General features: G+C 69.0%; 26 protein-coding genes. 18 read left to right on the forward strand and 8 right to left on the reverse strand.

Features of this window, described 5'->3' with window-relative positions; all coding sequences use genetic code 11:
- Window positions 1-298 precede the first annotated feature (298 nt).
- The 5 genes from hpf to secA all read left to right on the forward strand — a co-directional run bounded on the left by hpf (window position 299) and on the right by secA (window position 6,544).
- On the forward strand, window positions 299-940 hold the full coding sequence (gene hpf / locus HD557_RS04245) for a ribosome hibernation-promoting factor, HPF/YfiA family (protein ID WP_008364127.1): 642 nt from the start codon (window positions 299-301) through the stop codon (window positions 938-940).
- A gap of 102 nt (window positions 941-1,042) precedes the next feature.
- Window positions 1,043-1,723, forward strand: coding sequence for a response regulator (locus HD557_RS04250; RefSeq protein WP_045547972.1), 681 nt, complete (start codon window positions 1,043-1,045; stop codon window positions 1,721-1,723).
- A 107-nt stretch (window positions 1,724-1,830) separates the two neighbouring features.
- Window positions 1,831-2,301, forward strand: a complete 471-nt coding sequence (locus HD557_RS04255) for a hemerythrin domain-containing protein (RefSeq protein ID WP_196872911.1) — start codon at window positions 1,831-1,833, stop codon at window positions 2,299-2,301.
- Window positions 2,302-2,368: 67 nt separating this feature from the next.
- Window positions 2,369-3,580, forward strand: coding sequence for a winged helix-turn-helix domain-containing protein (locus HD557_RS04260; protein ID WP_008364130.1), 1,212 nt, complete (start codon window positions 2,369-2,371; stop codon window positions 3,578-3,580).
- 66 nt (window positions 3,581-3,646) lie between these two features.
- Entirely contained in the window at window positions 3,647-6,544 is a 2,898-nt protein-coding gene (gene secA / locus HD557_RS04265; protein WP_008364132.1) for a preprotein translocase subunit SecA, read from the forward strand.
- A gap of 77 nt (window positions 6,545-6,621) precedes the next feature.
- On the opposite strand, the gene HD557_RS04270 is transcribed toward secA, so the two are convergent.
- From HD557_RS04270 to HD557_RS04290, 5 genes are all read right to left on the reverse strand, one after another.
- A complete protein-coding gene (locus tag HD557_RS04270; RefSeq protein ID WP_050801058.1) occupies window positions 6,622-7,113 on the reverse strand; it encodes an Rv3235 family protein in 492 nt (163 codons plus the stop codon).
- Between the two features lie 196 nt (window positions 7,114-7,309).
- A complete protein-coding gene (locus HD557_RS04275; RefSeq protein ID WP_008364136.1) occupies window positions 7,310-7,639 on the reverse strand; it encodes a sec-independent translocase in 330 nt (109 codons plus the stop codon).
- 17 nt (window positions 7,640-7,656) lie between these two features.
- Window positions 7,657-8,802 (reverse strand): Mrp/NBP35 family ATP-binding protein, encoded by a 1,146-nt coding sequence (locus tag HD557_RS04280; RefSeq protein ID WP_196872912.1) that lies wholly within the window; start codon window positions 8,800-8,802, stop codon window positions 7,657-7,659.
- Window positions 8,803-8,813: 11 nt separating this feature from the next.
- Window positions 8,814-9,362 (reverse strand): DUF1003 domain-containing protein, encoded by a 549-nt coding sequence (locus HD557_RS04285; protein ID WP_008364145.1) that lies wholly within the window; start codon window positions 9,360-9,362, stop codon window positions 8,814-8,816.
- On the reverse strand, window positions 9,355-10,683 hold the full coding sequence (locus HD557_RS04290) for a magnesium transporter MgtE N-terminal domain-containing protein (protein WP_008364147.1): 1,329 nt from the start codon (window positions 10,681-10,683) through the stop codon (window positions 9,355-9,357). The genes HD557_RS04285 and HD557_RS04290 overlap by 8 nt, the downstream gene beginning before the upstream one ends.
- Window positions 10,684-10,873: 190 nt before the next feature.
- On the opposite strand from HD557_RS04290, the gene HD557_RS04295 reads away from it, so the two are divergent.
- Together HD557_RS04295 and HD557_RS04300 are read left to right on the forward strand one after the other, a co-directional pair.
- The gene (locus HD557_RS04295; RefSeq protein ID WP_196872913.1) at window positions 10,874-12,271 is read left to right on the forward strand and encodes an endonuclease/exonuclease/phosphatase family protein; all 1,398 of its coding nucleotides are present in this window, start codon (window positions 10,874-10,876) and stop codon (window positions 12,269-12,271) included.
- Between the two features lie 135 nt (window positions 12,272-12,406).
- Window positions 12,407-13,600: an acyl-CoA dehydrogenase family protein gene (locus HD557_RS04300; protein WP_008364151.1), complete on the forward strand. Its 1,194-nt coding sequence runs from the start codon at window positions 12,407-12,409 to the stop codon at window positions 13,598-13,600.
- 89 nt (window positions 13,601-13,689) lie between these two features.
- Here the strand turns inward: HD557_RS04300 and HD557_RS04305 are convergent, their stop codons facing one another.
- Complete coding sequence (locus HD557_RS04305) at window positions 13,690-14,067, reverse strand: MerR family transcriptional regulator (protein WP_196872914.1); 378 nt, start codon at window positions 14,065-14,067, stop codon at window positions 13,690-13,692.
- Between the two features lie 103 nt (window positions 14,068-14,170).
- Between HD557_RS04305 and HD557_RS04310 the strand changes: the two genes are divergently transcribed.
- The 10 genes from HD557_RS04310 to HD557_RS04355 all read left to right on the forward strand — a co-directional run bounded on the left by HD557_RS04310 (window position 14,171) and on the right by HD557_RS04355 (window position 22,654).
- Window positions 14,171-15,265, forward strand: a complete 1,095-nt coding sequence (locus HD557_RS04310) for an alkene reductase (RefSeq protein WP_196872915.1) — start codon at window positions 14,171-14,173, stop codon at window positions 15,263-15,265.
- 177 nt (window positions 15,266-15,442) lie between these two features.
- The gene (locus tag HD557_RS04315; RefSeq protein ID WP_008364156.1) at window positions 15,443-15,613 is read left to right on the forward strand and encodes a DUF5302 domain-containing protein; all 171 of its coding nucleotides are present in this window, start codon (window positions 15,443-15,445) and stop codon (window positions 15,611-15,613) included.
- Between the two features lie 89 nt (window positions 15,614-15,702).
- Window positions 15,703-16,821, forward strand: coding sequence for a hypothetical protein (locus HD557_RS04320; protein ID WP_196872916.1), 1,119 nt, complete (start codon window positions 15,703-15,705; stop codon window positions 16,819-16,821).
- A gap of 26 nt (window positions 16,822-16,847) precedes the next feature.
- Window positions 16,848-17,783, forward strand: coding sequence for a glycosyltransferase family 2 protein (locus tag HD557_RS04325; protein WP_196872917.1), 936 nt, complete (start codon window positions 16,848-16,850; stop codon window positions 17,781-17,783).
- Window positions 17,784-17,840: 57 nt separating this feature from the next.
- On the forward strand, window positions 17,841-18,875 hold the full coding sequence (locus HD557_RS04330) for a MaoC family dehydratase (protein ID WP_196872918.1): 1,035 nt from the start codon (window positions 17,841-17,843) through the stop codon (window positions 18,873-18,875).
- Window positions 18,876-18,885: 10 nt separating this feature from the next.
- Window positions 18,886-19,677 carry an SDR family oxidoreductase gene (locus HD557_RS04335; protein WP_008364164.1) on the forward strand — a complete coding sequence of 264 codons (792 nt, stop codon included), beginning with the start codon at window positions 18,886-18,888 and terminating at the stop codon, window positions 19,675-19,677.
- A gap of 36 nt (window positions 19,678-19,713) precedes the next feature.
- Complete coding sequence (locus tag HD557_RS04340; protein WP_196872919.1) at window positions 19,714-20,268, forward strand: histidine phosphatase family protein; 555 nt, start codon at window positions 19,714-19,716, stop codon at window positions 20,266-20,268.
- An 88-nt stretch (window positions 20,269-20,356) separates the two neighbouring features.
- Entirely contained in the window at window positions 20,357-21,010 is a 654-nt protein-coding gene (locus HD557_RS04345; RefSeq protein ID WP_008364167.1) for a DUF6758 family protein, read from the forward strand.
- Between the two features lie 172 nt (window positions 21,011-21,182).
- Window positions 21,183-22,058 (forward strand): PHP domain-containing protein, encoded by an 876-nt coding sequence (locus HD557_RS04350; protein WP_008364169.1) that lies wholly within the window; start codon window positions 21,183-21,185, stop codon window positions 22,056-22,058.
- On the forward strand, window positions 22,055-22,654 hold the full coding sequence (locus HD557_RS04355) for a MarC family protein (RefSeq protein ID WP_196872920.1): 600 nt from the start codon (window positions 22,055-22,057) through the stop codon (window positions 22,652-22,654). Before HD557_RS04350 ends, HD557_RS04355 begins: the two co-directional genes overlap by 4 nt.
- Window positions 22,655-22,671: 17 nt before the next feature.
- On the opposite strand, the gene HD557_RS04360 is transcribed toward HD557_RS04355, so the two are convergent.
- Window positions 22,672-23,436 carry an SDR family NAD(P)-dependent oxidoreductase gene (locus tag HD557_RS04360; RefSeq protein ID WP_196872921.1) on the reverse strand — a complete coding sequence of 255 codons (765 nt, stop codon included), beginning with the start codon at window positions 23,434-23,436 and terminating at the stop codon, window positions 22,672-22,674.
- A gap of 194 nt (window positions 23,437-23,630) precedes the next feature.
- Between HD557_RS04360 and HD557_RS04365 the strand changes: the two genes are divergently transcribed.
- On the forward strand, window positions 23,631-24,275 hold the full coding sequence (locus tag HD557_RS04365; protein WP_196872922.1) for a L,D-transpeptidase: 645 nt from the start codon (window positions 23,631-23,633) through the stop codon (window positions 24,273-24,275).
- Between the two features lie 15 nt (window positions 24,276-24,290).
- On the opposite strand, the gene HD557_RS04370 is transcribed toward HD557_RS04365, so the two are convergent.
- A complete protein-coding gene (locus HD557_RS04370; protein WP_050801059.1) occupies window positions 24,291-25,763 on the reverse strand; it encodes a DEAD/DEAH box helicase in 1,473 nt (490 codons plus the stop codon).
- Between the last annotated feature and the right edge of the window lie 161 nt (window positions 25,764-25,924).

Raw genomic sequence — 25,924 nt, forward strand, 5'->3', positions numbered from 1 at the left:
CGCAGGGAGGTCCGCACTGCGGGCATCCGAGCGGCAAGCCGATGCCAGTCGCAGGCGAAACGGTCCACGTAACCCTGGAGACAGGGGATCACGGTGCGGCTTAGAGATAAGTCCTGCCCCTGCCCTCCCGTCAGATACGGGAACCAGCAGGGAGAAGGTGGAGTGGCACCAAGCTGCTAAGCCTCTGCAGGCGGTTGTGGGGTCGAAGACCAGGTCGGCCGGGCGGACTCCGTACCCCGGAGGTCACATGCGCTGACCATCCGGGATCCCGCCAACCCCGAAACACCGGGAGGTACCCATGGAAGTTGTCGTCACGGCCCGCAACGCCGAGGTCTCAGACCGCTATCGCGCTCACGTAGCAGAGAAGCTCGCGAAGCTCGAGAAGCACGACCACCGGATCATCAGAATCAACGTGGAGGTCGACAACGAGCCCAACCCGCGCCAGCACAAGGGCGCCGTACACGTCGAGCTCACTGCGTACTCGAAGGGTCCGGTCATCCGGGCCGAGGCGTGTGCCGAGGACAAGATGGGGGCGCTGGACCTGGCTGTCGACAAGATGGCTTCCCAGATGCGCCGCGCCGCTGACCGCCGCAGGGTTCACCGCGGCCGTCGTACGCCGGTTTCCGTGGGACAGGCACTGGCGGGCATCGAGCCCGACGGCCTGGCCACGACGTCCGAGTCGGAGCAGTTCGAGGAGGAGGAGATCCGGGAGCACCAGGTCGGACCGATCACCGTGACGGGGGAGGGGCCCTTGGTGGTCCGGGAGAAGACGCACACCGCGGAGCCGATGACGCTCGACCAGGCGCTCTACGAGATGGAGCTGGTCGGCCACGACTTCTACCTCTACATCGACAAGGACTCGACGCGGCCCTCGGTCGTCTACCGCCGGAGGGGATACGACTACGGGGTGATCGCGCTCAACCGCGCAGACCTCGTCTGAGGGCTGTCGCCTAAGCACGTCGGCCGGGACTTTTCCATCCCTCAGATGGATGAGTCCCGGCCATTCCCTCATGTGTCATGGGATACGTGCCATGATGCGTTCGTGTCATCTACATCTGGTGCCGATCGTGAGCCGGTCCGCGTCTTGGTTGTCGACGACCAGGAGCTCTTCCGGAGAGGTCTGGTCGCGCTGCTGGCGAGCGAGCCCGGGATCGAGGTGATCGGTGAGGCGACCAACGGCATCGAGGGCACCGAGCGAGCCGCGGCTTCGGCTCCGGACGTCGTGCTGCTCGACGTACGCATGCCCAAGCAGACCGGGCTCGAGGCCTGCGTCGCGATCAAGGAGGCCGTTCCCTCGGCCAACATCATCATGCTGACCGTCTCTGACGAGGAGGCCGACCTCTACGACGCGGTCAAGGCCGGCGCGATGGGCTACCTCCTCAAGGACTCCTCGATCGACCAGGTCGCCCAGGCGATCCGGGTGGTCGCCGACGGCCAGTCCCTGATCAGCCCCTCCATGGCGGTCAAGCTGATGGAGGAGTTCAAGCAGATGTCCCGGCCGGACCGCTCCCCGGTCCCCGGCCCCAAGCTCACCGACCGCGAGCTCGAGGTCCTCGGCCTGGTCGCCAAGGGACTCAACAACCGCGAGATCGCCAAGCGGCTGTTCATCTCCGAGAACACCGTCAAGAACCACGTACGCAACATCCTGGAGAAGCTCCAGGCCCACTCGCGCATGGAGGCGGTCATGTACGCCGTGCGCCAGAAGCTCCTCAACGTCGACTGAGCTGTTAGGTTGACGCCAGCGTCGCGTGCCGGTGACAGACCGTGTCAGGCATGGAGGCGCCGGACACGAAGGAACACGACTGATGTTGTCGTCCCCTTCGCCCTCACGTGACTGAGGGCGAGAAGACCAGGCTGATCGCCTGGGCAGATGAGATGCGGCGGGTCCACGACCGGCTGCGCACGGCACTGCGAGTGACGCAGGAGGCCATCGCCGCGGGAGATCCCGCCGAACCCGCGGCCCGTGACCTGCTGCTGTTCTGCCACGGGTTCTGCGCGGCCCTGACCGGCCACCACGAGGGCGAGGACCGGGAGCTCTTCCCGGTGATCGCCCGAGCCCGTCCCGAGCTGCGCGAGACGATCCGCAAGCTGGAGCAGGACCACTCCATGATCGGCCACCTCCTCGGCGGCCTCCAGGCCGCCGTCGACCGGGCCGCCACCCCCGAGGAGCTCGGCAAGCACCTCGACGGCGTCTCGGCGATCATGGAGTCCCACTTCCGCTTCGAGGAGCGCCGGCTCCTGAGCGTGCTCGGCACCCTCAGGCTCGACGCGGACGTCGGCGAGGTCTTCGGCCCGCTCTGACCCGCGATCGGGCGATGGAGCCGGTTCCGGACGGGAGTTGTCCGGAACCGGCTCTAGAGTCGGACTCGTGCCCCGCTCTCAGACACTCAGCCGCTCGCAGGCCCGCCGGATCGCGCTGGCGGCGCAGGGCTTCGCCGACAAGCCCCACACCACCCCCACGATGCGTACGTTCCAGCGCACGCTGGAGCGCACCGGGGTCCTCCAGGTCGACTCGGTCAACGTCCTGCAGCGCGCGCACTACATGCCGCTCTACAGCCGGATGGGGGCGTACGACACCGGGCTCCTGCACCGCGCGAGCAGCGGGCACCGGGACCGGCGGATGGTCGAGTACTGGGCGCACGTGCAGGCGTTCATGCCGGTCGAGCTGTGGCCGCACATGCAGTGGCGGATGGACCACTACCGCGCCCAGAAGGGCTCCAAGTGGTGGGGGAGCGTGCCGGACGGGATGAAGGAGAAGGTGCTCGCGCTGGTGGCCGAGCAGGGGGCGCTCACCGCGCGCGAGGCGGCCAAGGCGCTCGACGACGCCGGCCCGCAGACCAAGGACCACTGGGGCTGGAACTGGTCCGACTCGCGCAAGACCCTCGACATCCTCTACATGTTCGGCGAGCTGGCGATCTCGCACCGCAACGACCAGTTCGAGGTCGCCTACGACCTGCCCGAGCGGGTCATCCCGCGGGTCCACCTCGACGCGCCGACGCCGTCGAGGGAGGAGGCCCACCGCGAGCTCGTACGCCGCGCCGCGAGGTCCCACGGGGTCGGCACCGCCAAGGACATCGCCGACTACTTCCGGATGCGCGTGGACGACACGACACGCGCGCTGAACGAGCTCATCGACGCCGGCGAGGTGGAGCCGGTGACGGTCGAGGGCATCCGCAAGCAGGCGTACCTCTTCTCCGGGTCCCGCCTGCCGCGCCGTATCGATGCCCGTGCGCTGCTGAGCCCGTTCGACCCGCTGGTCTGGGAGCGCGAGCGCACCGAGGCCCTCTTCGACTTCTTCTACCGGATCGAGATCTACACGCCGGCGCCGAAACGGATCCACGGCTACTACGTGCTCCCGTTCCTCCTCGGGGAGCACATCGTCGGCCGCGTCGACCTCAAGGCCGACCGCAAGAGCGGAATCCTCCAGGTCAAGGGCGCGTTCACCGAGCCGCACGCCCCCGTGGAGACCGCCGTGGAGCTGGCTGCCGAGCTCGAGCGGCTCGCCGGCTGGCTGGGTCTGGAGGCCATCGCGGTCGATCCGAAGGGCGACCTGGCGCCGCTCCTTGCGCCGTTGGTGTGAGCAGGCGACCGGCAGGTGGGTAGAGTGAGCGTGCTATCTGTCTGCCGCTAGTAGGAGCCCGCCACCGTGGCAATTCTCGACAAGATCCTTCGCCTCGGCGAAGGCAAGATCCTTCGCGAGCTCGAGGCCATCTCGAAGGCCGTCAACGCGATCGAGGACGAGTTCGTCGCGATGAGCGATGACGAGCTGCGCGGGATGACCGACGAGTTCAAGCAACGCCTGGAGAACGGCGAGGACCTCGACGACATCATGGCCGAGGCGTTCGCCACCGTCCGTGAGGTCACCAAGCGCGTCCTGGGCCAGCGTCACTACGACGTGCAGATCCAGGGCGGCGCGGCGCTCCACCTCGGCAACATCGCCGAGATGAAGACCGGTGAGGGCAAGACCCAGACCGCGGTGCTCCCGGCCTACCTCAACGCGCTGGCCGGCAAGGGCGTCCACGTCGTCACGGTCAACGACTACCTGGCCAAGTACCAGTCCGAGGTCATGGGCCGCATCTACGGCTTCCTCGGGCTGAGCGTCGGCGTGATCCTGCCGCAGATGACCCCGGCGCAGCGCCGCGAGGCCTACAACTGCGACATCACCTACGGCACCAACAACGAGCTCGGCTTCGACTACCTGCGCGACAACATGGCCTCCTCGATGGCGGACCTGGTCCAGCGCGGCCACTTCTTCGCGATCGTCGACGAGGTCGACTCGATCCTCATCGACGAGGCGCGTACGCCGCTGATCATCTCGGGTCCGACCGAGGACGACGTGAAGTGGTACGACGAGTTCGCCACGATCGCCAAGAGCATGGTCCGCGACGTCGACTACGAGGTCGACGAGAAGAAGCGCACCATCGCCGTTCTCGAGCGTGGCATCACCAAGGTCGAGGACCACCTCGGCATCGAGAACCTCTACGAGGCGGTCAACACCCCGCTGATCTCGTTCATGAACAACTCGATCAAGGCCAAGGAGCTCTTCCGTCGCGACAAGGAGTACGTCGTGGCCAACGACGAGGTCCTGATCGTCGACGAGCACACCGGCCGTATGCTCGCCGGCCGTCGCTACAACGACGGCCTGCACCAGGCGATCGAGGCCAAGGAGGGTGTGAAGGTCCGCGAGGAGTACCAGACCCTCGCCAGCATCACCCTGCAGAACTACTTCCGCCTCTACGAGAAGCTCTCCGGCATGACCGGTACGGCCATGACCGAGGAGTCGGAGTTCGACAAGATCTACAAGCTCGGCGTGGTCCCGATCCCGACCAACAAGCCGATGATCCGCAAGGACCAGCCCGACCTCGTCTACCGGACCGAGGTGGCGAAGTACGAGGCCGTCGCCGACGACATCGTCGAGCGCCACAAGAAGGGTCAGCCGGTCCTGGTCGGCACCGTCTCGGTGGAGAAGTCCGAATACCTCGGCAACATCCTCAAGAAGCGCGGCGTCCCGCACACGGTCCTCAACGCGAAGTACCACGCCGACGAGGCGAAGATCGTCGCGCTGGCCGGTCACAAGGGCGCGGTCACCGTGGCCACCAACATGGCCGGTCGAGGCACCGACATCATGCTCGGTGGCTCCGTCGACTTCCTCGCTGACCAGGAGCTCCGCAAGCAGGGTCTGGAGCCCACCGGCGAGACCGCCGACGAGTACGAGAAGGCCTGGGCACCGACCGTCGAGCGGATCAAGGCGCAGGTCGCCGCCGAGCACGAGGAGGTCACCAAGCTGGGTGGTCTCTACGTCCTCGGCACCGAGCGTCACGAGTCTCGGCGTATCGACAACCAGCTGCGTGGTCGTTCCGGCCGTCAGGGTGACCCGGGCGAGTCCCGCTTCTACCTGTCGCTGGAGGACGACCTGATGCGCCTGTTCAAGGGCGAGTGGGTCGACCGCATCCTGACCACCCTGAAGATCCCGGACGACGTGCCGATCGAGGCCAAGTCGGTGACCAAGTCGATCGCCAACGCGCAGACCCAGGTCGAGGGCCAGAACTTCGAGTCCCGCAAGAACGTCCTCAAGTACGACGACGTCATGGACCGCCAGCGCAAGGTGATCTACGCCGAGCGCCGCGAGGTGCTCGAGGGCGCCGACCTCGAGGAGCAGATCCGGGGCTTCATCGACGACGTCGTCGAAGGCATGGTCACCGGAGCGACTCAGGACTACGCCGAGGAGTGGGACCTCGACCAGCTGTGGACCGACCTCAAGCAGATCTGGCCGGTCTCGGTCGAGCCGAAGTACCTGATCACGAAGGCCGGCGGCAGCAAGGACGACCTCGACCGCCAGGAGCTCATCGAGTTCCTCAAGAAGGACGCCCAGGAGGCCTACGACCGCCGCGAGGAGGAGATCGGCTCCGAGGGCATGCGCGAGGTCGAGCGCCAGGTCGTCCTCTCGGTGCTGGACCGCAAGTGGCGCGAGCACCTCTACGAGATGGACTACCTGCGCGAGGGCATCGGTCTGCGCGCCTACTCGCAGCGTGACCCGCTGGTCGAGTACCAGCGCGAGGGCTTCGACATGTTCACCGCGATGATGGACGGCATCAAGGAGGCCGCGGTGGGCTACCTGTTCAACCTGGAGGTCCAGGTCGAGCAGGCGGAACCGGAGTTCCACTACCACCCCGACGGCACCCGTCACGCCGGTCCGATGCACGAGGGCGCGCTCGCCGAGCCGCCGGTCGGTGTCGGGCAGGCTGGCGGCCTCCAGGACATCTCCGCCGCGCTGAGGGCCGAGGCGGCCAAGGCGTCGGCCAGCGCCCCGCAGATCACCGCGAAGGGCCTGCAGAAGCCTGCGGCTCCCAAGCACCTGGCCTTCTCCGGCCCGGACGAGCAGGGCCAGGCCGAGGCGCAGGGCAACACCGTCACCAACGCCGACGACCCCTACGCCAAGGTCGGCCGCAACGAGCAGTGCCCCTGCGGCTCGGGCAAGAAGTTCAAGCAGTGCCACGGCCGCCCCGGCGGCCCGACCGGCCTCACCACCCGCGTCAACGGCTGAGGTCGCCTCGGTCGAGTTCCCGTGGAGCGCTGTACGTACCTTGTACGTACAGCGCTCCACGCGTTTCCGGCCCTGTTCTAGTCGTAGCCGCCGAAGTTGAGCACCGTGCAGATCCAGCTCTCGCCGTTGCGCTCGAAACGGACCGCGAGCGCTCGCAGGCCGGCGCCGAAGCGGATCGTGACGGTCGCCTCGACGATGTCGTCGGAGACCTCGTAGACGTGGCAGCGGTGGACGCGGGGGCGGACGGGCTGGTTGCGGCCGGTGCCGGGCTCGTACGCCCCTGAGCGCGCCGTGAGGCTGGCGCGGTACCTCAGCTCGGCGTAGACCTCCTTGGTCGTCCAGCGGACCAGCTGGCTCGCGGGACGGTCACCGCCGACGACCTCGGCGGCCTTCTGGGCGAACTGCGGAACCCAGCCGCGCAGATGGCCGTTGGCCGGGACGATCGGGATCGGGGGCGGGAGGTCGCCGTCCTCGATGTCGTCCGCGGGCTCGTCGCCGCGTGGGCGGGGTGGGTCCAGGCGTGGCTGGAGCTCGAAGCCCAGCGTTCCTTGGACGTCGGCAAGAGGCACTGCTTCATGCGGAGGCCGAGACGGTCTCGGCTCCTCTCCGGGATCGGGTTCCCGAGACGGTAGAGCGCTCATAGGAGCAAACTCCTTTCTTCGCAGTCAACCTCCTCTTACCCGAATCCTTCGGCTCTAAACCGACGGGTAACAGAATGGGTCTGCTGTGACGAAAGGAGACAGAAGTGACTGGCTCTGGGGAGACCTACGTCGCCTGGTCGTCGTAGGGCGGCTTCTCGCCGGCCAGAAGGGGCTTGGGCGCCTTGGCGCGGGCCTCTTCCTCCTCGATGTCGGCGAGGGCTTCCTGGATCTGCCTGCTGACGATGCGACGTGGGTCGAGGTCGCGCAGCTCCAGGTCCTGATAGGCGGGCCCGAGCTCTCCGCGCAGGTCGTCGCGCGCGTTGTTGGCCAGGTTGCGCACCTGGTGGAGGAGGCGGGCGATCTGCCGTGCCATGTCGGGGATCTTGTCCGGCCCGAAGACCAGGATCGCGATCACGACGATGACGGCGAGCTCCGCGAAGCCGATGCCGAACACGCGCCGAACCTACAGGGTCAGAGCTTGGAGGTGGGAGTGAGGCCCAGCTGCATGCCCGCGAGCCCGCGTCCGCGGCCCGAGATCGTACGCGCCACCTCGGCCAGGACCTTGGCGGACTCCGCCGTCGGGTCGGACTCGACGATCGGCTTGCCCGCGTCGCCCGCCTCGCGCAGCGTCTGCTCCAGCGGCACCTGGCCGAGCAGCGGCACCTTCGAGCCGAAGCGCTGCGAGAGGGTGTCGGCGACCCGCTGGCCGCCCCCGGAGCCGAAGACCTCCATCTTGGAGCCGTCGGGCAGGACGAGCCAGGACATGTTCTCCACGACGCCGACGACGCGCTGGTGCATCATCTCGGCCATCGTGCCGGCCCGCTCGGCCACCTCGGCGGCGGCCTCCTGCGGGGTGGTGACCACGACGATCTCGGCGTTGGGCAGGTGCTGGCCGAGGGAGATCGCCACGTCGCCGGTGCCCGGGGGCAGGTCGAGCAGCAGCGCGTCGAGGTCGCCCCAGTAGACGTCGGAGAGCATCTGGACCAGGGCCCGGTCGAGCATCGGTCCGCGCCAGGCGACGACCTGGTCGCGGCGAGGCTTGAGCATCCCGATGGAGATCACCGAGACGCCGGCGGCGGTCGGGACCGGCATGATCAGGTCGTCGACCTGGGTCGGCCGGGAGTCGGCCACACCCAGCATCGCGGGCACCGAGTGGCCGTAGATGTCGGCGTCGACGATGCCGACCTTGAGGCCCTGCTGGGCGAGCGCGACGGCCAGGTTGACCGTGACCGACGACTTGCCGACACCGCCCTTGCCCGACGCGATCGCGAAGACCTTGGTCAGCGAGCCCGGCTGGGCGAAGGGGATCTCCCGCTGCGCCTGGCCGCCGGTGAGCCCGTTGCGCATCTCGGTGCGCTGCTCGTTGGTCATCACGCCCAGCTCGAGGTCGACGCCGGTGACGCCGTCGACCTTCTCGAGCGCCGCGGTGGTGTCGCGGTTGATGGTGTCCTTGAGCGGACAGCCGGCGACGGTCAGCAGCACCTTGACGCTGACGAGACCTGCGTCGTCGATCGATACGGAGTCGACCATCCCCAGCTCGGTGATGGGACGTTTGATCTCCGGGTCCTGAACGGTCGCCAGAGCTGCGTTGACACGGTCGAGAAGCGGGCTACTCACGGTATGCAAGCCTACGTCGTGCGTGGGGACTCTCCCGCATCGCCCGAGGGCTGGTCGATCTGATCACGCTGACGGTCGCGCTCGTCGAGCTCCTCCAGGAGCAGCCGGAGCTCGGAGCGGAGGTAGTCGCGGGTGGCGACCTCGCCGAGCGCCATCCGCAGCGACGCGGTCTCCCGGGCGAGGAACTCCATGTCGGCCTTGGACTGGGAGGCGATGCGGCGGTCCTGCTCGGCGATCGCCCGGTCGCGGTCCTCCTGACGGTTCTGCGCGAGCAGGATCAGGGGCGCGGCGTAGGAGGCCTGCAGGCTCAGCGCCAGCGTCAGGAAGATGAAGGGGAACTCGTCGAAGCGCCACTCGCGGGGAGCGAGGATGTTCCAGGCGACCCAGATCACCACGACCATCGTCATCCAGGCGATGAACCGGGCCGTTCCCATGTAGCGGGCGAAGGCCTCGGCGAAGGAGCCGAAGGCGTCGGCGCGGAAGGTGGGCCGCCGGACCAGGGGCCGGCGCAGCTCGCGGGGCGTGTCGAGGCGGCCGCGAGCGGCGCGTGCGTCAGCCACGGCGCACCATCTCGGGCGTGATCACCTTGTTCGGACGGGTGTCGGGACGGGTGTCCGGACGAGGCTCGGTGGCCGACTCGTGACGGGCGAGCTTCTCGCGCCAGTTCTCCGGGAGCAGGTGGTCGAGCAGGTCGTCGACGGTCACCGCGCCGGCCAGATGACCGTTCTCGTCGACGACCGGGGCCGCCACCAGGTTGTACGTCGCCAGGTGGGCCGCGACCTGCTCGGTGCTGTCCTCGGGGCGCAGCGGCTCCAGGGACTCGTCGAGAGCGCCCGCGACCAGCGTCGAGGGTGGCTCGCGCAGCAGCCGCTGGATGTGGGCGATGCCGAGGAACTTGCCGGTCGGCGTCTCCAGCGGAGGACGGCACACGTAGACCAGGGCTGCCTGCGCCGGGGTGAGGTCGGGGTTGCGTACGAGAGCGAGGGCGTCGGCGATGGTCGCGTCGGGGCCGACGATGACCGGCTCCGGGGTCATCATCGAGCCGGCGGTGTCCTCCTCGTAGGACATCAGCCGGAGGACGTCCTTGGCATCCTCCGGCTGCATCAGCTCGAGCAGCAGGGTCGCGGTCTCCTCGGGCAGTTCGGCGATGAGGTCGGCGGCGTCGTCGGGCGACATCTCCTCGAGGACGTCGGCGGCACGCTCGGAGTCCAGGGCCCGCACGATCGCGACCTGGTCGTCCTCGGGAAGCTCCTCGAGGACCTCGGCGAGGCGCTCGTCGTCGAGGGCGGCGATGACCTGGCGCTGACGCTCCGGCGGGAGCTCGTGGATCATCGTCGCCGCGTCGGCCGGGCGCATCTCGTGGATCGCCTGGACCAGGTGGGTCGCGGCCTGGGTGGGGGAGCGTCGGGCGAGGCCCTCCACGTGGTCCCACTCGACCACGTGGGTCTGCCCGCGGCGGCGCAGTCCCTTGGACGGCTCCTGCACGGCGACCCGGGAGAGCAGCCAGTCGCGGTTGCGGGCCTGCTCCATGCCGACGTCGTAGACCGTCCCGGACACGCCCGTGGGGCGGATCGTGACCTGACGGTCGAACATCTGGCCGATGACCAGCGTCTCGGTGGAACGCTGCTGGAAGCGGCGCATGTTGAGCAGGCCCGTGGTGTAGATCTGACCGGCGTCGATGCTGGTCACCCGGGTCATCGGCACGAAGATGCGCCGGCGTCCGAAGACCTCGACGACCAGGCCCAGGACACGCGGCTGCCGGGCGTCGGATCTGACCGTGACCACGAGATCTCGCACCTTGCCGACCTGCTCACCGAGCGGGTCGAAGATCGGCAGACCGACCAGGCGTGCCGCGTACACGCGGTTGGGCGAGGTACTCACGGCCCCACGTTATGACATCCGCCCCAGCCGGTCGCCTCGACGCTCACGCCCTGGCCCCGAACGTGAATTCGATGATCTATCCGAACCCGCGCCGGAGCGGGGTCGTCGATCTGGCTGAGGCCTGTGTTACAAAAGTTTCCGATGTGACCAGTGTGATCGGTCGCCACCGCAGGGAGAAGGGCCCGGACGGATGCGTACACAACTTCAGGCAACGTCTCGCGGGGGCCGAGCCGCCCGCGCCCTGCTCTCCGCGGGTCTCGTCGCCGCCCTCTTCGGCGGCGCGCTCGTCGCCGTGCGCGACTCGACCACGTCGGCCCCGGCAGGCCTCGAGCCCGTCGCCTACTCGCCGCCGCGCTACCGGATGGTGCAGGCCAACATCAAGGCCAGCATGGGCACGGCGAGGTTCAAGCGGGACGTACGCGAGGTCGTCGGCACCGATCCCGACTTCATCACCTACAACGAGGTGAACGGCCGCCGGAGCGCGGATCTCGAGCCGGGGCGCTACCGGGTGTGGCGCAAGGGCGGCGACCCCTACAGGTCGGCGACGGCGGTCGCCTGGGACAACGACAAGTGGGCCGCGGCCTCGAAGGGCATCCACCAGATCAGCAACAAGCGCGGCAAGGCTGCCGACCAGCGGCTGCACTGGGGGATCAGGTACGCCAACTGGGTCACCCTCGAGAACCGCGCGACCGGCCGCAACGTGTCGGTGGTCGCCGTGCACTTCGCGCCGAAGTCCAAGCACTACGGCGACCTGGTCCGTCCTTCTGCCCGTGCGCTGAACGTGCTCGTCAAGGCCCTCGCCCGACGGGGTCCGGTGGTGGTCGGCGGCGATCTGAACGTGCAGTACGACGGCTCGCGCTACCCGCGCGACATCTTCGCCGAGCAGCACCTGGTCCCGACCTTCGATGTCACCCAGCAGACGCCGGTCACGCACGGCCGGGACTCGACCATCGACTACGTGCTGGCCCGCGGGATCGCGCGGTTCGCCACCGGCAACCAGCGCGCCTTCGGTCTCGAGTCGGACCACAACGCGCTCCGGGTCGACTTCTCTCCGCTGCCGGTCACCTCGACCGAGGGCTCCTCCCGGGTCGGGTTCGGGCCGGGTGTCGTGGTCACCGACCCGGGACTGAGCGTCGCCGAGGAGCAGAGCGTGCTGCGTACGGTGCTGAAGTCGGTCAACAGCGCCAAGCGGGGGCAGGTCGTCCACCTGGCCACCCGGTCCCTGACCAACGACAGGGTGGTCCGGGCGCTGAAGCGGGCCAAGTCCCGCGGGGTGCGGGTCCAGGTCGTCACCGCGGAGCGGACCACGACCGACGAGATGCGCTCGCTGCAGCGCGTCCTCGGCAAGGACGTGGACAAGGCCAGCTGGGCCGTCCCGCGTGCGCGCGGCTACGACCGCGCCGATCTCCGTGCGACCGTGCTGCTGATCAGCAGGACGGGTGCGACCCCGGCGTTCGCCTTCAGCTCGAGCACCCAGATGTCCGCCCTGGCCGGGACCGGGAAGCGGTCGGGCTACGTGAGCGTCAGCAAGGCGTCGTACGACAAGCTCTTCAGACCGTTCTTCTCGGCAGTCGGACGGCGGGTCTGAGCGTCGTAGGATCGCGGTGTGGCGGGTGTCACCTGTCACTGATGGTTACCGGTTGGTAACCTGCCGCAGTGACGTCAGCGTGGTCTCGACGGGTCGAAACGTTGTGGCCCCGACCACCCAGATTAGGAGTAGAGCATGGGTCGCCTTGCCGAGACCGAGGGTCTCACCGACATTCAGGAAGAGATCCTGAAGACCGTCCGTCAGTTCGTGGACGAGAAGGTCATCCCGGTGGCCCAGGAGCTGGAGCACGCCGATGAGTATCCGACCGAGATCGTGGAGGGGCTCAAGGAGCTGGGCATCTTCGGTCTGATGATCCCGGAGGAGTACGGCGGCCTGGGTGAGTCGCTGCTGACGTACGCGCTGTGCGTCGAGGAGATCGCGCGCGGCTGGATGTCGGTCTCGGGTGTCATCAACACCCACTTCATCGTGGCCTACATGCTGATGCAGCACGGCACCGAGGAGCAGAAGCAGAAGTACCTGCCGAAGATGGCCACCGGTGAGGTGCGCGGCGCGTTCTCGATGTCCGAGCCGGGTCTCGGCTCCGACGTGTCCGCGGTGTCCACCAAAGCGACCAAGCAGGCCGACGGGTCCTACGAGATCACCGGCCAGAAGATGTGGCTGACCAACGGTGGCTCCTCCACCCTGGTCGCGGTGCTGACCAAGACCGACGAGGGCGCCGAGAGCGTCTACAAGAACATGACCACCTTCCTGGTGGAGAAGACCCCGGGCTTCGGCGAGACCGCCCAGGGCGTCACGGTGCCCGGCAAGATCGACAAGATGGGCTACAAGGGCATCGACACGACCGAGATGATCTTCGAGGGTCACAAGATCTCGGCCGACCAGATCCTCGGTGGCGTGCCCGGCAAGGGCTTCTTCCAGATGATGGACGGCGTCGAGGTCGGCCGCGTCAACGTCGCCGCCCGCGCCTGCGGCCTGGCGATCCGTGGCTTCGAGCTCGGCATCGCCTACTCCCAGCAGCGCCAGACCTTCGGCAAGAAGATCGCCGAGCACCAGGCCATCCTGTTCCGCCTCGCGGAGATGGGCACCAAGGTCGAGGTCTCCCACAACATGATGGTCCGCGCCGCCCGGCTCAAGGACACCGGCAAGCGGATGGACGTCGAGGCCGGCATGGCCAAGATGGTCGCCTCCGAGTACGCCAACGAGGTCGTCGAGGACTCCTTCCGCATCCACGGTGGCTACGGCTACTCCAAGGAGTACGAGATCGAGCGGCTCATGCGCGAGGTCAAGTTCATGCTCATCGGTGAGGGCACCAGCGACATCCAGAAGATGATCATCGGCCGCAGCCTCCTGAAGGACTACAAGTCCTGACCCCTCCGCCGACCCTCCCGGCGAATCTGTAGAAGTGGGCGACGAAACTGTGGTTTCGTCGCCCACTTCTGCTGTCTCGGGGCGCGCGGTCAGCCGGCGGTTCCGGCCTCGAGGGTCGCCTTGTGACGGCGGTTCGTGGCGATCAGCTCGTCGAGCATGTCGCGGGTCCGGAGCAGGTCCTCGATGTGCGCGCTGAGCCGGTCGCGCTCGCCGACCATCATCTCGAAGGCCGACTCCGAGGTGTCGGCGCTCGGCCGGTCGACGCAGGGGAGGACCTCGCCGATCGTACGGCTCGAGAGCCCGCCCGCGTAGAGCCGCTGGAGGAGGATCACCCGGTCGACGGCCGCCTCGGGGTAGTGCCGCTGGCCGCTGCTGCTGCGCTCGGACTCGAGCAGCCCCTGCTCCTCGTAGTAGCGCAGCGAGCGGACGCTCACGCCTGCCCGCCTCGCGAGCTCGCCGATCCGCATCGAACTCCTCCTGTGGTGATCTCCGGCACAAGACTTGCCTCTGACGTCAGTGTCAGGTTCTAGCGTACGTGGCGAACCACTGCCACTCCCAAGGAGCTCACCTGTGACCAGCCTCTTCGACCGCCACCACCTGGGCCCGCTGACGCTGCCGAACCGGATCGTGATGGCGCCGATGACCCGCGCCCGAGGCACCGCCGACGGCCTCGCGACGCCGTCGATGGCGACGTACTTCGCGCAGCGGGCGACCGCCGGCCTGCTCATCTCCGACGGCATCGCCCCCAACCGCGTCGGCACCTCCAACCCCAACACCGCGGGACTGCGTACCGAGGTCGAGGCCGCCTCCTGGCGGCAGGTCACCGACGCGGTCCACATCAACGGCGGCCGGATCTTCGCCCAGCTCATGCACGGCGGCCGGATCTCGCACGAGTCGATCTCCGGCCTCCAGCCGGTGGGCCCGTCCGCTGTCGCCGCGGCGGCCGACGTCTTCACCCCGACCGGGCCCCAGCCCGCGCCGGTGCCGCGTGCCCTGGAGACCGCAGAGGTCGCGGAGCAGGCCGGGTCGTACGCCGAAGCCGCCCGCCGTGCGGTGGGCGCCGGGTTCGACGGGGTCGAGCTGCACGGGGCCAACGGCTACCTGATCAGCCAGTTCCTCTCGACCAACGCCAACCTGCGCACCGACCGCTACGGCGGCTCGGTGGCCAACCGGATCCGGTTCGCCGTCGAGGCGGTCGAGGCGACGGTCGACGCCGTCGGCGGCGACCGCACCGGCATCCGGCTCTCGCCCGGCGCCGGGCTCTGGGACGTCGCCGAACCCGACCATGCCGAGCTGTATGCGGCTCTGCTCACCGAGCTCAACCGGCTCGGGCTGGCGTACGTCCACATCGAGGCCACCACCGACGAGGCGACCCTGCTCGACCTGCGCAAGCGGTGGGACGGGACCATGATCGTCAACCCGAGCTCCTGGCTGACCCGCGGTGAGGCGGCGTTCGGGGACAGGCCGACGGATCTGGCCTCCGCGGACCGCTGGCTGGGACTGGGCGCCGACCTGGTGAGCTTCGGCCGGGCGTACCTCGCCAACCCGGACCTCGTCGAGCGCCTTCGTCGCCGGCTTCCCCTCGCCGAGTCCGACCCGGCGACCTACTACACCGGTGGTGACGCCGGCTTCCTGGACCTTCCCGCCCATCACCAGGTCGCCTGACGCCTCGATCGAGTCCGCACGAACGGATGCCGAATCCGTAGTCGTGGGCGACGAAAGTAGATCTTCGTCGCCCACAACCACGGTCTCGTCCGGAAAAACTGAAGATTCGTCGGGGTCGTTGTCGTAGGTTGGTCTTTACCCGAGCAACGACTCGGCAATGCCGATGGAGGGGAAGCGATGACCAACGACGATCTCAAGGCCAAGATGCGCGAGGCGCTGGAGAAGAAGAACAACCAGGACCACGCACACGCCGAGAGCGCCGGGGCCAAGGAGAAGGCGCACGGGTCCGAGGTCGTCGGCGGTGCGCCGAAGATGCACCGCCGAAAGGCGGGTGGCGGCGGCTCCTGACGCTACGATGCCCCCTCGGGGGTGTCAGGTCGGGCTGGTCGAGAGGTAACGAGAAGTTGGCGCGCCGGGTAGTGCTCCATGTCGGGGCGATGAAGTCTGGGACGACGTATCTGCAGGGTGCCCTGTACAAGAACAAGGCACTTCTCGAGGAGCGCGGTTTTCTGGTCCCCGGAGCGCGCTGGCGCCACCAGATCGAGGCCGTTCTCGACGTCAAGGGCCGCCGGACGCATCCGCAGGGCGACCCGGTCACCGGTGCCTGGGACCGGCTGGTCGCCGAGGTCGACGAGTGGGACGGCACGGCGCTGATCTCCGTCGAGCTCCTCGCGCCGGTCGGCCCGGAGACGGTCGAGCGGGTGGCGACGAGCTTCAAGGGCGTGACGCCTGAGGTCGTCCTCTCCTTGCGCGACATCAACCGGCAGATCCCGTCGATGTGGCAGGAGCTCATCCAGAACGGCATGGACTGGACCTGGGCGGAGTTCCTCACCGCGGTCAACAAGAGCCGGCCCGGCTCTCCCGAGCGCCGCCACTCCAAGCCCGGCAAGCGGTTCTGGTCCGAGCAGGACATGGTCGCCATCGCCCGGCGCTGGGGCCAGGCCGGCCCGCTCCACCTGGTCACCGTGCCGCCTCCGGGCAGCCCGGCGACCCTGCTGCTGGAGCGTTTCGGGGCGGCGATGGGCTTCGATCCCGAGGGGATGACGACCCCGCCGCCGAAGAACACCTCCCTCGGCGCCGCGACCGTCGAGGTGCTGCGGGGACTCAATGCCGAGCTGGACCGGCGAGGGCTGGCCTACCCGGCGGCGATGGGGCTGCGCAAGCACGTCCTCGGCAAGCGCCTGATGCCGGCGCTCACGGTCGACGACCCGCGCATCGGGCTTCCGGCCCCGCGATGGACGCAGGCGTTCACCCGCGACCAGGACGCGGAGCTGCGCGGCCTGGACGCCACCATCCACGGGGATCTCGACGACCTGGCCCCCGTGGACGTACGCGGCATCGACCCGCGCAAGGTCACCGACACGCAGGTCCGAGACGCCGCCGTGGCTTCGTACGCGGCACTGCGTGCGGATCTCGACAAGAAGCTCGCCGACCCGACCATTCCTGGTGAGGCCATCGACCCGGGGGAGGGCCGCAAGGCTCCGGCGCGCGCCGTCTCCGCCCTGGCCGACCTCGTCGAGTGGTCCGTCCGGCGAGAGGAGCTGGTCCGCACGTAGGACCTCAACACAATCGGGGGAATTCTTTGTCAAGCAGCTGGAGCCTGCGCCGTCGGCGCAGACTCGCCGAGGAGGCGGGCGACACCATCGTCGCGACGCCGCGGATCGCGGTGCTCACGATCGCCCGCGACGAGGGCGAGATGCTCGCCCGCTGGGTCGACCACTACGGCCGAGCGGCGGGTCACGAGAACCTGATCGTCTTCGACGACGGCTCGACCGACGGTTCCACCGACGACCTGCCGTGCACGGTCCAGCACCTGCCCGGCTTCCGGAAGGGCAACTTCGAGGTCGGCCGGATGAGCCTGGCCAGCGGGGTGGCCCAAGGTCTCCTCGGCGTCTACGACGTGGTCATCTTCACCGACGTCGACGAGTTCCTCGTCCCCGACCCGGCGAGGTACGCCGACCTGTCGGACTACCTCGCCAGGCGGCCCGAGCGGGTGATCGCTCCCTTCGCCCTCAACGTGGTCCACCACACCGCGGTCGAGGGACCGCTGATCAACGGCAAGCCGATCCTCGGCCAGCGGGCGTACGCCCAGTTCGCGCCGTTGATGTGCAAGCCGTCGGTCAAGCGGGTGCCGGCCGCCTGGAGCTCCGCCTCCCACGGGATCAGGGCGCCGTTCGTGCCTGATCCCGGCCTGTTCATGCTCCACATGAAGTTCGCCGACGTGGATCTGCTCCGGCGGCAGGCCGACCGTCGCAACGAGCTCGCCAAGGCGGTGGGCCGCGGCAAGGGCAGCTCGTGGGGACGCTCCGGCGACGATCTCGCCGACCTGCTGACCAGGGTGACCGCCTCGGTGTCCGCCGATGTCGAGGAGTTCGACCCGACCTCGGTGCTACCGGCCAGGCTCGTGCGCGAGGAGAAGCAGAAGGGGCTGCACCGCGCCGTCGGCGCGGGCCACATCGACAACCTCCGCAACCAGCCGTTGCTACGCATCCCGGAACGCCTCCACGGGATGGTCTGAGCTAGGTTACCCTCCGGTAATCAACGCTTCGCCAGACTCACCGACGAGAGGCCGCAGATGAGCAAGACGAACCCCGGCAACTTCTTCGAGGACTTCCAGGTCGGCCAGGTCATCGAGCACGCGACGCCGCGCACGGTGACCGAGGGAGACCGGGCTGCGTACGGGTCGCTCTACCCGACCCGCTTCGCGGTGCCCTCGAGCGCGGCCTTCGCGGCCTCGGTGGGTCTGGGCGTGCACCCGGTGGAGGAGCTGATCGGCTTCCACATCGCCTTCGGCAAGACCGTCCCGGACGTGTCGCTGAACGCGGTCGCCAACCTCGGCTACGCCGAGTGCCGCTTCCACCAGCCGGTGGTGCCGGGCGACACGCTCTCGACCAGGTCGGAGGTGATCGGCCTCAAGCAGAACTCCAACGGCAGGTCCGGCGTCGTCTACGTACGCTCCACCGCCACCAACCAGCGTGGCGAGGTCGCCATCGACTGGGCGCGTTGGGTGATGGTCCACAAGCGCGACCAGGAGGCCGCGGCCCCCGAGACCGTGATCCCGGAGTTGGCCGCTGTCGTCGACGCGAAGAACCTGATCGTGCCGAAGGGCCTCGACTTCACCTCCTACGACTTCACCGCCGCCGGTGAGCCGCACCGGCTCGGCGACTACGAGGTCGGCGAGAAGATCGACCACGTCGACGGGGTGACCCTGACCGCCTCCGAGCACCAGCAGGCCACCCGGCTGTGGCAGAACACCGCGAAGGTGCACTTCAACGTCGAGGCGCGGCCCGACGGCCGCAACCTCGTCTACGGCGGCCACATCATCTCGCTGGCCCGGGCGCTGTCGTTCAACGGCCTCGCCAACGCCCAGCTCATCGCCGCGATCAACGCCGGCGCGCACACCTCCCCGGCTTTCGCGGGCGACACCGTCTACGCCTGGTCGGAGGTGCTCGACCGCGTGGAGACCGACGCCCCGGGTGTCGGTGCCCTTCGACTGCGCCTGGTCGCCACCAAGGGACGCGACGAGTCGATGACCCTGCGCGGCGAGGACGGCAAGTACGCCCCCGGGGTGCTGCTCGACCTGGACTACTGGGCGCTCATCCCTGTGTAAGGAGCACGTCATGGCAGGTAAGAAAGCACTCTTCGTCTCCGGCTCCGCCCAGGGGATCGGCAAGGCGATCGTCGAGAAGTTCGCGACCGAGGGCTGGTTCGTCGGCGTCTACGACATCGACGCCGACCTGGCGCGTGACGTCGCCGCGATCCTCGGCTCCGACAACGCCATCGGTGGCACGCTCGACGTCACCGACCCGGCCTCCTGGAAGGCGGCCCTGGAGGAGTTCGCCACCGCGGCCGGTGGTCGCCTCGACCTGCTGGTCAACAACGCCGGCATCCTGCGCGCCGGCCGCCTGGCCGACGTCGACCTGGCCCAGCACCACCAGACCATCGAGATCAACGTCAACGGCGTGATCAACGGCTGCCACACGGCCTACCCCTACCTCCGGGCCACCCCGGGCTCCGGCGTCATCAACGTGTGCAGCGCGAGCGCGATCTACGGCCAGCCGGAGATCGCCTCCTACAGCGCCTCCAAGTACGCCGTGCGGGGGCTCACCGAGGCGCTGGAGCTGGAGTGGCGCAAGGAGGGCATCCGGGTGCAGGCGGTCTGGCCGCTGTGGGTGCGGACCGCGCTGCTCGAGGGCAACGTCGCCTCCTCCCACCAGACGCTCGGCATCCGGCTCACCGTCGAGGACGTCGCCGACCAGGTCTGGGAGATGGCCCAGCCGCGCAAGGGACTGCTCCGGCTGCCCAAGGTGCACACCACCGTCGGCCTCCCGGCCAGGGCGCTCTCGACCGCTGCCGACCTCGCCCCCAACGTGTTCGTCCGCGAGGTCAACCGGCTCATCACTCGGGCGTAGCGCGTCGCCTGGGCGGATGGCTGGTTGGATGGGGGTATGGCGCTCTACCTCGTCAGGCACGGCACCACCGAGTGGTCCCTCAACGGCCGGCACACCTCCCGCACCGACCTTCCCCTCCTGCCCGAGGGGGAGGAGGCGGCCAAGCTGCTCGCGTCCCGCCTCCAGGACCAGAAGTACGCCGCGGTCCTGACCTCCCCGCGACAGCGGGCGCTGCGTACGGCTGAGCTGGCGGGCTTCCCCGACGCCGAGGTCACCGAGGACCTGGTCGAGTGGGACTACGGCGACTACGAGGGCATCACCACCGACGAGATCCACCGGACCGACCCCGGCTGGAGCCTGTGGACCGGGTCGACGCCCGGGGGAGAGGCGGCGGCCTCCGTCCAGGAGCGGCTCGGCCGGGTCGTGAAGGCTGCCCGCGAGCGCGACGGCGACACCCTGGTCTTCTCCCACGGACACGCGCTGTGCGCGCTCGCGGCGGTGTGGCTGGAGCTCCCGGTCACCGAGGGACGGCTCTTCCGGCTCGACACCGCGACCGTCTCGATGCTGGACGCGCACCACGGCCAGCCCGTCGTCAAGCAGTGGAACACCTAGCCGGACCGAACGGGTCCGCGGGAAGACGAGCGACCGACGCTCGACCCTGACGCTTGACCAGACGGATGCCACGGGTCACCGTTGGGGGGTGGCACTTGCGGTTGGCTGTCCACGCTGCGCGACGCCGGTGGCGAGCATCGGCGCCGGCGGCACCCGGTCCTGCCCAGAGCACGGCGTGGTGACGCCGCTGTGGCATACGGACGTGGCCTCCTACGAGGATCTGGTCCAGGTTCTCTCGCTGGCCGGCGACGTACCCACCTACGTGCCCTGGCCGATCGAGTCCGGCTGGTCGATCGCGGACCTGGCCGTGGTCGGCGACGAGGGCAAGGGAGCGGCGACCCTGGTCACCGTGACCGGCGTGACGCCCGACGACGGCCAGGTGGAGATGACCGTGGTCACCGAGGAGGCCGGTGTCGGGCTGGGCGCACGGTGCGCGCGCACCGAGGGACCGGATCCCGGCATCGACGCCTGCACCGGGCCACCCACGACGCGGGTCCGCGTCGGCGGGCAGCTGGTGCCGCTGTGGCCGATCACCCAGTGGACCAACGGCGCCGAGGAGTGGGAGCGGTCCGTGATGGTCGGCGAGGCCGCCGGCCGCTGGCTGTGGCTGGTCTTCCGGCCGGCCACCGCGATGCTGACGCTGCAGGACGGCTGGCACCTGCGCCAGGTCGGCGACCTCGGCGTCCAGATGGTCGAGCTGCCCTTCGGTGGCCCCGGTGGATCTTGGTCGAACTCCCCGTAGAGGCTCCGCGAGCAGAGGCGACCTGCTGCGCGCCGCGATACGCGCACTCTCGCGGCGTTGCCGCCTCTCGACGGTGCAACCAGACCGCCGTCGAGACGGCGCCTTGCGAGAGTACGCGTCTCGCGCCGCTCGCGACGGCCGCCTCTGCTCGCGAAACCTCTAGGATGTGCAGGTGCGCATCGACCTCCATACTCACTCGCGGGTGAGTGACGGGACCGATTCGCCCACCGAGCTGATCCAGGCGGCGAAGGCCGCGGGCCTCGATGTCGTCGCGATCACCGACCACGACACCGCCGCCAGCTGGGACGAGGCGGCCGCTGCGGCCGCCGAGGCCGGGATCGAGCTCGTACGTGGCATGGAGATCAGCGCCAACCACGCCGGGCACGGTGTCCACCTGCTGGCCTACCTGCCCGACCGGACCTATCCGCCGCTGGTCGAGGAGCTCGCCCGCGTGCTCGCCGGCCGCGACGGACGGCTGCCGCTGATGCTGGACCGGCTGGCCCGCCTCGGCATCGAGGTGTCCCTCGAGGACGTCGCGGCGGTCTCCGGCGATGCCGCCGCCTCGGGGCGCCCCCACCTCGCCGACGCGCTCGTCGCCAAGGGGTACGTGCTCAGTCGTGACGAGGCGTTCAACCGTTATCTCGGGGCCGGCAAACCTGCGTACGTCAATCGCTACGCGGCCCCGCTCGAGCCGATGATCCGCACCGTCGCCGCCGCCGGCGGAGTCACCGTGATCGCCCACCCGTGGGGCCGGTCGGGGCGCGAGCAGCCCGACGAGGCGGCCCTGTCCGCACTGGTCGACGCGGGCCTGTCGGGGCTCGAGGTCGACCACCAGGATCACACCCCGGAGACCCGCGAGAAGCTGCGCGTGATCGCCCGCAACCTCGACCTCGTGGTGACCGGATCCAGCGATTACCACGGCACCGGGAAGGTGGGTCACCATCTGGGAGTGAACACCACTGCACCGGCCGAGTACGAGCGGCTCCTGGAGCGGGCCGCCGCAGCCTCGGCGGCCTCCGGACGCACCACCCCCGAGGTCGTACGGTGACCGAGATCTTCGTCTCCACGTTCGTGACGCTCTTCGTGATCATGGACCCGGTCGGGACGATCCCGATCTTCCTGTCGCTGACCGCGGGACAGTCACCGGGCAAGCAGCGCCGCGCGGCGCTCCTCGCGGTCGCGGTCTCGTTCCTGGTGATCACGATCTTCGCGCTCTTCGGCCAGGCGATCCTGCACTTCCTGCACATCTCCCTCGAGGCGCTGCAGTGCGCCGGCGGCCTGCTCCTCCTGCTGGTCGCCCTCGAGCTGCTCACCGACAACTTCGACGACCCCGTCGCCGCCGCCGGAGCCAACGTGGCGATGGTGCCGCTCGGCACCCCGCTCCTGGCCGGCCCCGGCGCCATCGTCGCCACCATGGTCTTCACCCAGGAGGTCGACTCCGTCGGGAGCGCCTTCGGGCTCGGCCTCGGACTCGCCGTCGTCCACATCGCCCTGCTGATCGCGATGATCTTCTCCATCCCGATCCTGAAGGTCCTCAAGGAGTCCGGCGTCCTGCTCATCACCAGGATCGCCGGTCTGCTCCTCTCCGCGATCGCCGTCCAGATGGTCGCCGACGCGGTCACGACGTTCATCGCGAACGCCTGAGCCGTTTCCGTCCCGGACTACTTCCGGCCGAGCGACTGGAACTTCTGGAGTACGCCGGAGGGAACCGCTCGCGCGACGGTGGCCAGGGCCTTGTAGCGCTTGCTCGGGATCGAGAAGGTCTTGTCGTCCTCGTAGTCGTCGAGGGCCTCGCGGACCAGGTCGTCGACGTCGAGCCACATCCAGGCCGGGGCGGAGTCGTAGCCGGAGCCGAGGCGCTCGTGGAACTCGGTCTTGGTGAACCCGGGCAGCAGGGCCATCACCTTGATGCCCTTGCCGGCGTACTCGTTGTGGGCCCACTCGGTGAACGAGTTGATCCAGGCCTTGGCGGCGGAGTAGGTGCCGCGGGGGAGGTAGGAGGCGACGGAGCCGACGTTGATGATGCCGCCGTGGCCGCGGGTCACCTGAGCACCGAGCGCCGCGTGGGACAGGCGTAGCGGGGCGATGACGAGCACCTCGGCCATCGCGGTCTCCTCGTCGGCGGTGTTGTCGAGGAACCGGTGCTTGAGGCCGTGGCCGGCGTTGTTGACGAGCAGGTCGACCGGATGGTCGAAGTCGGCCAGCCGGGTCTCGACCCTGGCCAGGTCGGCGCTGTCGGTCAGGTCGGCGCGGAGCACCTCGACGTCGACGCCGTGGGCCTCGGTGAGGTCCTTGGCGACGCGGTTGAGACGCTCCTCGTCACGGGCGACGAGCACGAGGTGGTGGCCCCGCGCGGCGAGCTGCTGGGCGAAGGCGAGTCCGATGCCGGCGGTCGCGCCGGTGATCAGGGCGGTGGGGTTCGACATGGGGCAATCCTGCCACCACCGCGGGCGCGCGATACGGGCGTCGCGCCGTCGGATCCACCGAGGAATCCCGGTTTCTGTCTGTCGTGTGACAGTTGACTTGCGGTCGTGCGAGTTTGGATGATGTTCGACGTGGATTGGGCATGCGGACTCGGGCGCGTGATGGAGACGTGAGCAGCGGTGGGCGACATCGGATGATGTCCCGGCCCCTCAGGCGCATCAAGATGCTCTTCGCCGCGTCCTTGCTGACCTCGGCCGGCCTGTACGGCGGGATCGAGATCGTCGCCGAGCCCGAGGCCGACGGCCGGACCGCCGTGGCCGACAACGGCATGAAGATGGGCGTCGACGACGAGGCGCGCACCCCGGTCTGGCCGCACGAGGCCCAGCGTGAGGCGGGGATCAACCGCTACGTCGATGCTCGGACCGCGGCCCGGGAGAAGGTGCTTCCCGCCGACTCCGGCCGGGGTCGCCGAGCGGTCTTCTCGATCAGCCGTCAGCGGGTCTGGATGGTGTCCGCGGCCGACAAGGTGCGGCGTACCTATCCGGTCTCGGGCAGCGTCTACGACAACCTCGAGCCCGGCACCTACAAGGTCTTCTCCCGCTCCAAGCACGCGAGGGGGATCGACGACTCCGGCACGATGCAGTGGTTCGTACGCTTCGCCAAAGGCCCCAGGGCCGCGATCGGGTTCCACAACATCCCGGTGGACAAGGGCAAGCGCGTGCAGACCCGCGCGCAGCTCGGCACACCCCTGTCGCACGGGTGCATCCGCCAGGCCGAGCCGGACGCGAAGGCCATGTGGCGCTTCGCCCGGCTCGGCACCAAGGTGGTCGTGATCCCCTAGGGGCTCAGCCGAGGCTCAGGCGTCGGCCTTCGGCGCGGAGCTGCCGCCCGAGCCCGAAGAGCGGCGGCGACGACGGCGACGGGGAGCGGAGCCCTCGGCGCCGGCCTCGCCCTCGGCGGGCTTGGCGGAGGCAGTGGCCTCGGCGCCCGGAGCAGCGGACTGCTCGACGACCTGGCCGCCACGGGACCGGGTGCGCTGGCGGTTGCGGTTGCGGGGAGCGCGCTCGCGCTTCTCGCCGTCCGTGCCGGCGTCCTTGTCCTTCGGCTTCTCCGGCGTGGCCTTCTTGATCCGGCCCTTGGTGCCCTTCGGGATGCCCATGTCGTGCAGGAAGTGCTCCGAGGAGGAGTAGGTCTCCTGCGGGTCGTCGAAGGGGAGGTCGAGAGCCTTGTTGATCATCTTCCACTTGTGGAGGTCGGCCCAGTCGACCAGCGTCACGGCGACACCGGAGGCACCGGCACGGCCGGTGCGGCCGATGCGGTGGACGTAGGTCTTCTCGTCGTCGGGGGTCGTGTAGTTGACCACGTGGGAGACGCCGGTGACGTCGATGCCGCGGGCGGCGACGTCGGTGGCCACCAGGACCTCGACCTTGCCGTCACGGAACTTCTGCATCACCCGCTCGCGGGCGGCCTGCTGCATGTCGCCGTGCAGGGGAGAGGCCGGGAAGCCGCGCTCGGCGAGATCGTCGGCCACGCGCTGGGCCTGCCGCTTGGTGCGGGCGAAGACGACGACCTTGTCGTGGTCCTCGCACTGCAGCAGGCGGCCGATCATCTCGGGCTTGTCGAGGTCGTGGGCCTGGTAGACGAACTGCGCGGTGGCGGGCACCGTCTCGCGCTCGGCCGCGGACTCGGCGCGGATGTTCATCGGGTGGCGCATGTAGGAGCGGGCCAGGGCCACGATCGCGCCCGGCATGGTGGCCGAGAACAGCAGGGTCTGGCGGGTCTCCGGGGTCAGCGTGACCAGCTTCTCCACGTCGGGCAGGAACCCGAGGTCGAGCATCTCGTCGGCCTCGTCGAGGACCAGCGCGTGCACGTGGGAGAGGTCGAGGACCTTGCGGTTGGCCAGGTCGATCAGCCGGCCCGGGGTGCCGACGACGATGTCGACGCCCTTCTCCAGCGCCTCGATCTGGGGCTCGTAGCCGGCGCCGCCGTAGACGGTCAGCACGCGGAGGCCGCGGTCCTCGGAGATCATCGAGATCTCGGCCGAGACCTGCATGGCGAGCTCGCGGGTCGGCGCCACGATCAGCGCCTGCGGCTTGCCCTGCGGAAGGTCGATGTAGTCGCGGTCCTTGGGGGACACGCTGCGCTGCACGACCGGGATGCCGAAGGCCAGCGTCTTGCCGGAGCCGGTGCGGGCCTGGCCGATCAGGTCGGTGCCCTGCAGGGCGACCGAGAGCGTCATCTCCTGGATGGCGAACGGGGTGGTGATGCCTTTGCGCTCGAGCGGAGCGCAGATCTCGGGATGCACCCCGAGGTCCTTGAACGTTGTCATGTTTTCGTCGCTACTCGCTTGTCTCATCGAATGCGGCGAGCGACTCACGGGTGTCTCGAGCTTGCCAAGCGAGTGCCACGCCGCGCACATACGGGAACCAGACCACCGCGATATCGAGTTGAATATCTGCAGTGCTGGGTCGGTCAAAAGGCATTCTATCG

It is taken from the genome of Nocardioides luteus, assembly GCF_015752315.1.
Lineage (GTDB): Bacteria > Actinomycetota > Actinomycetes > Propionibacteriales > Nocardioidaceae > Nocardioides.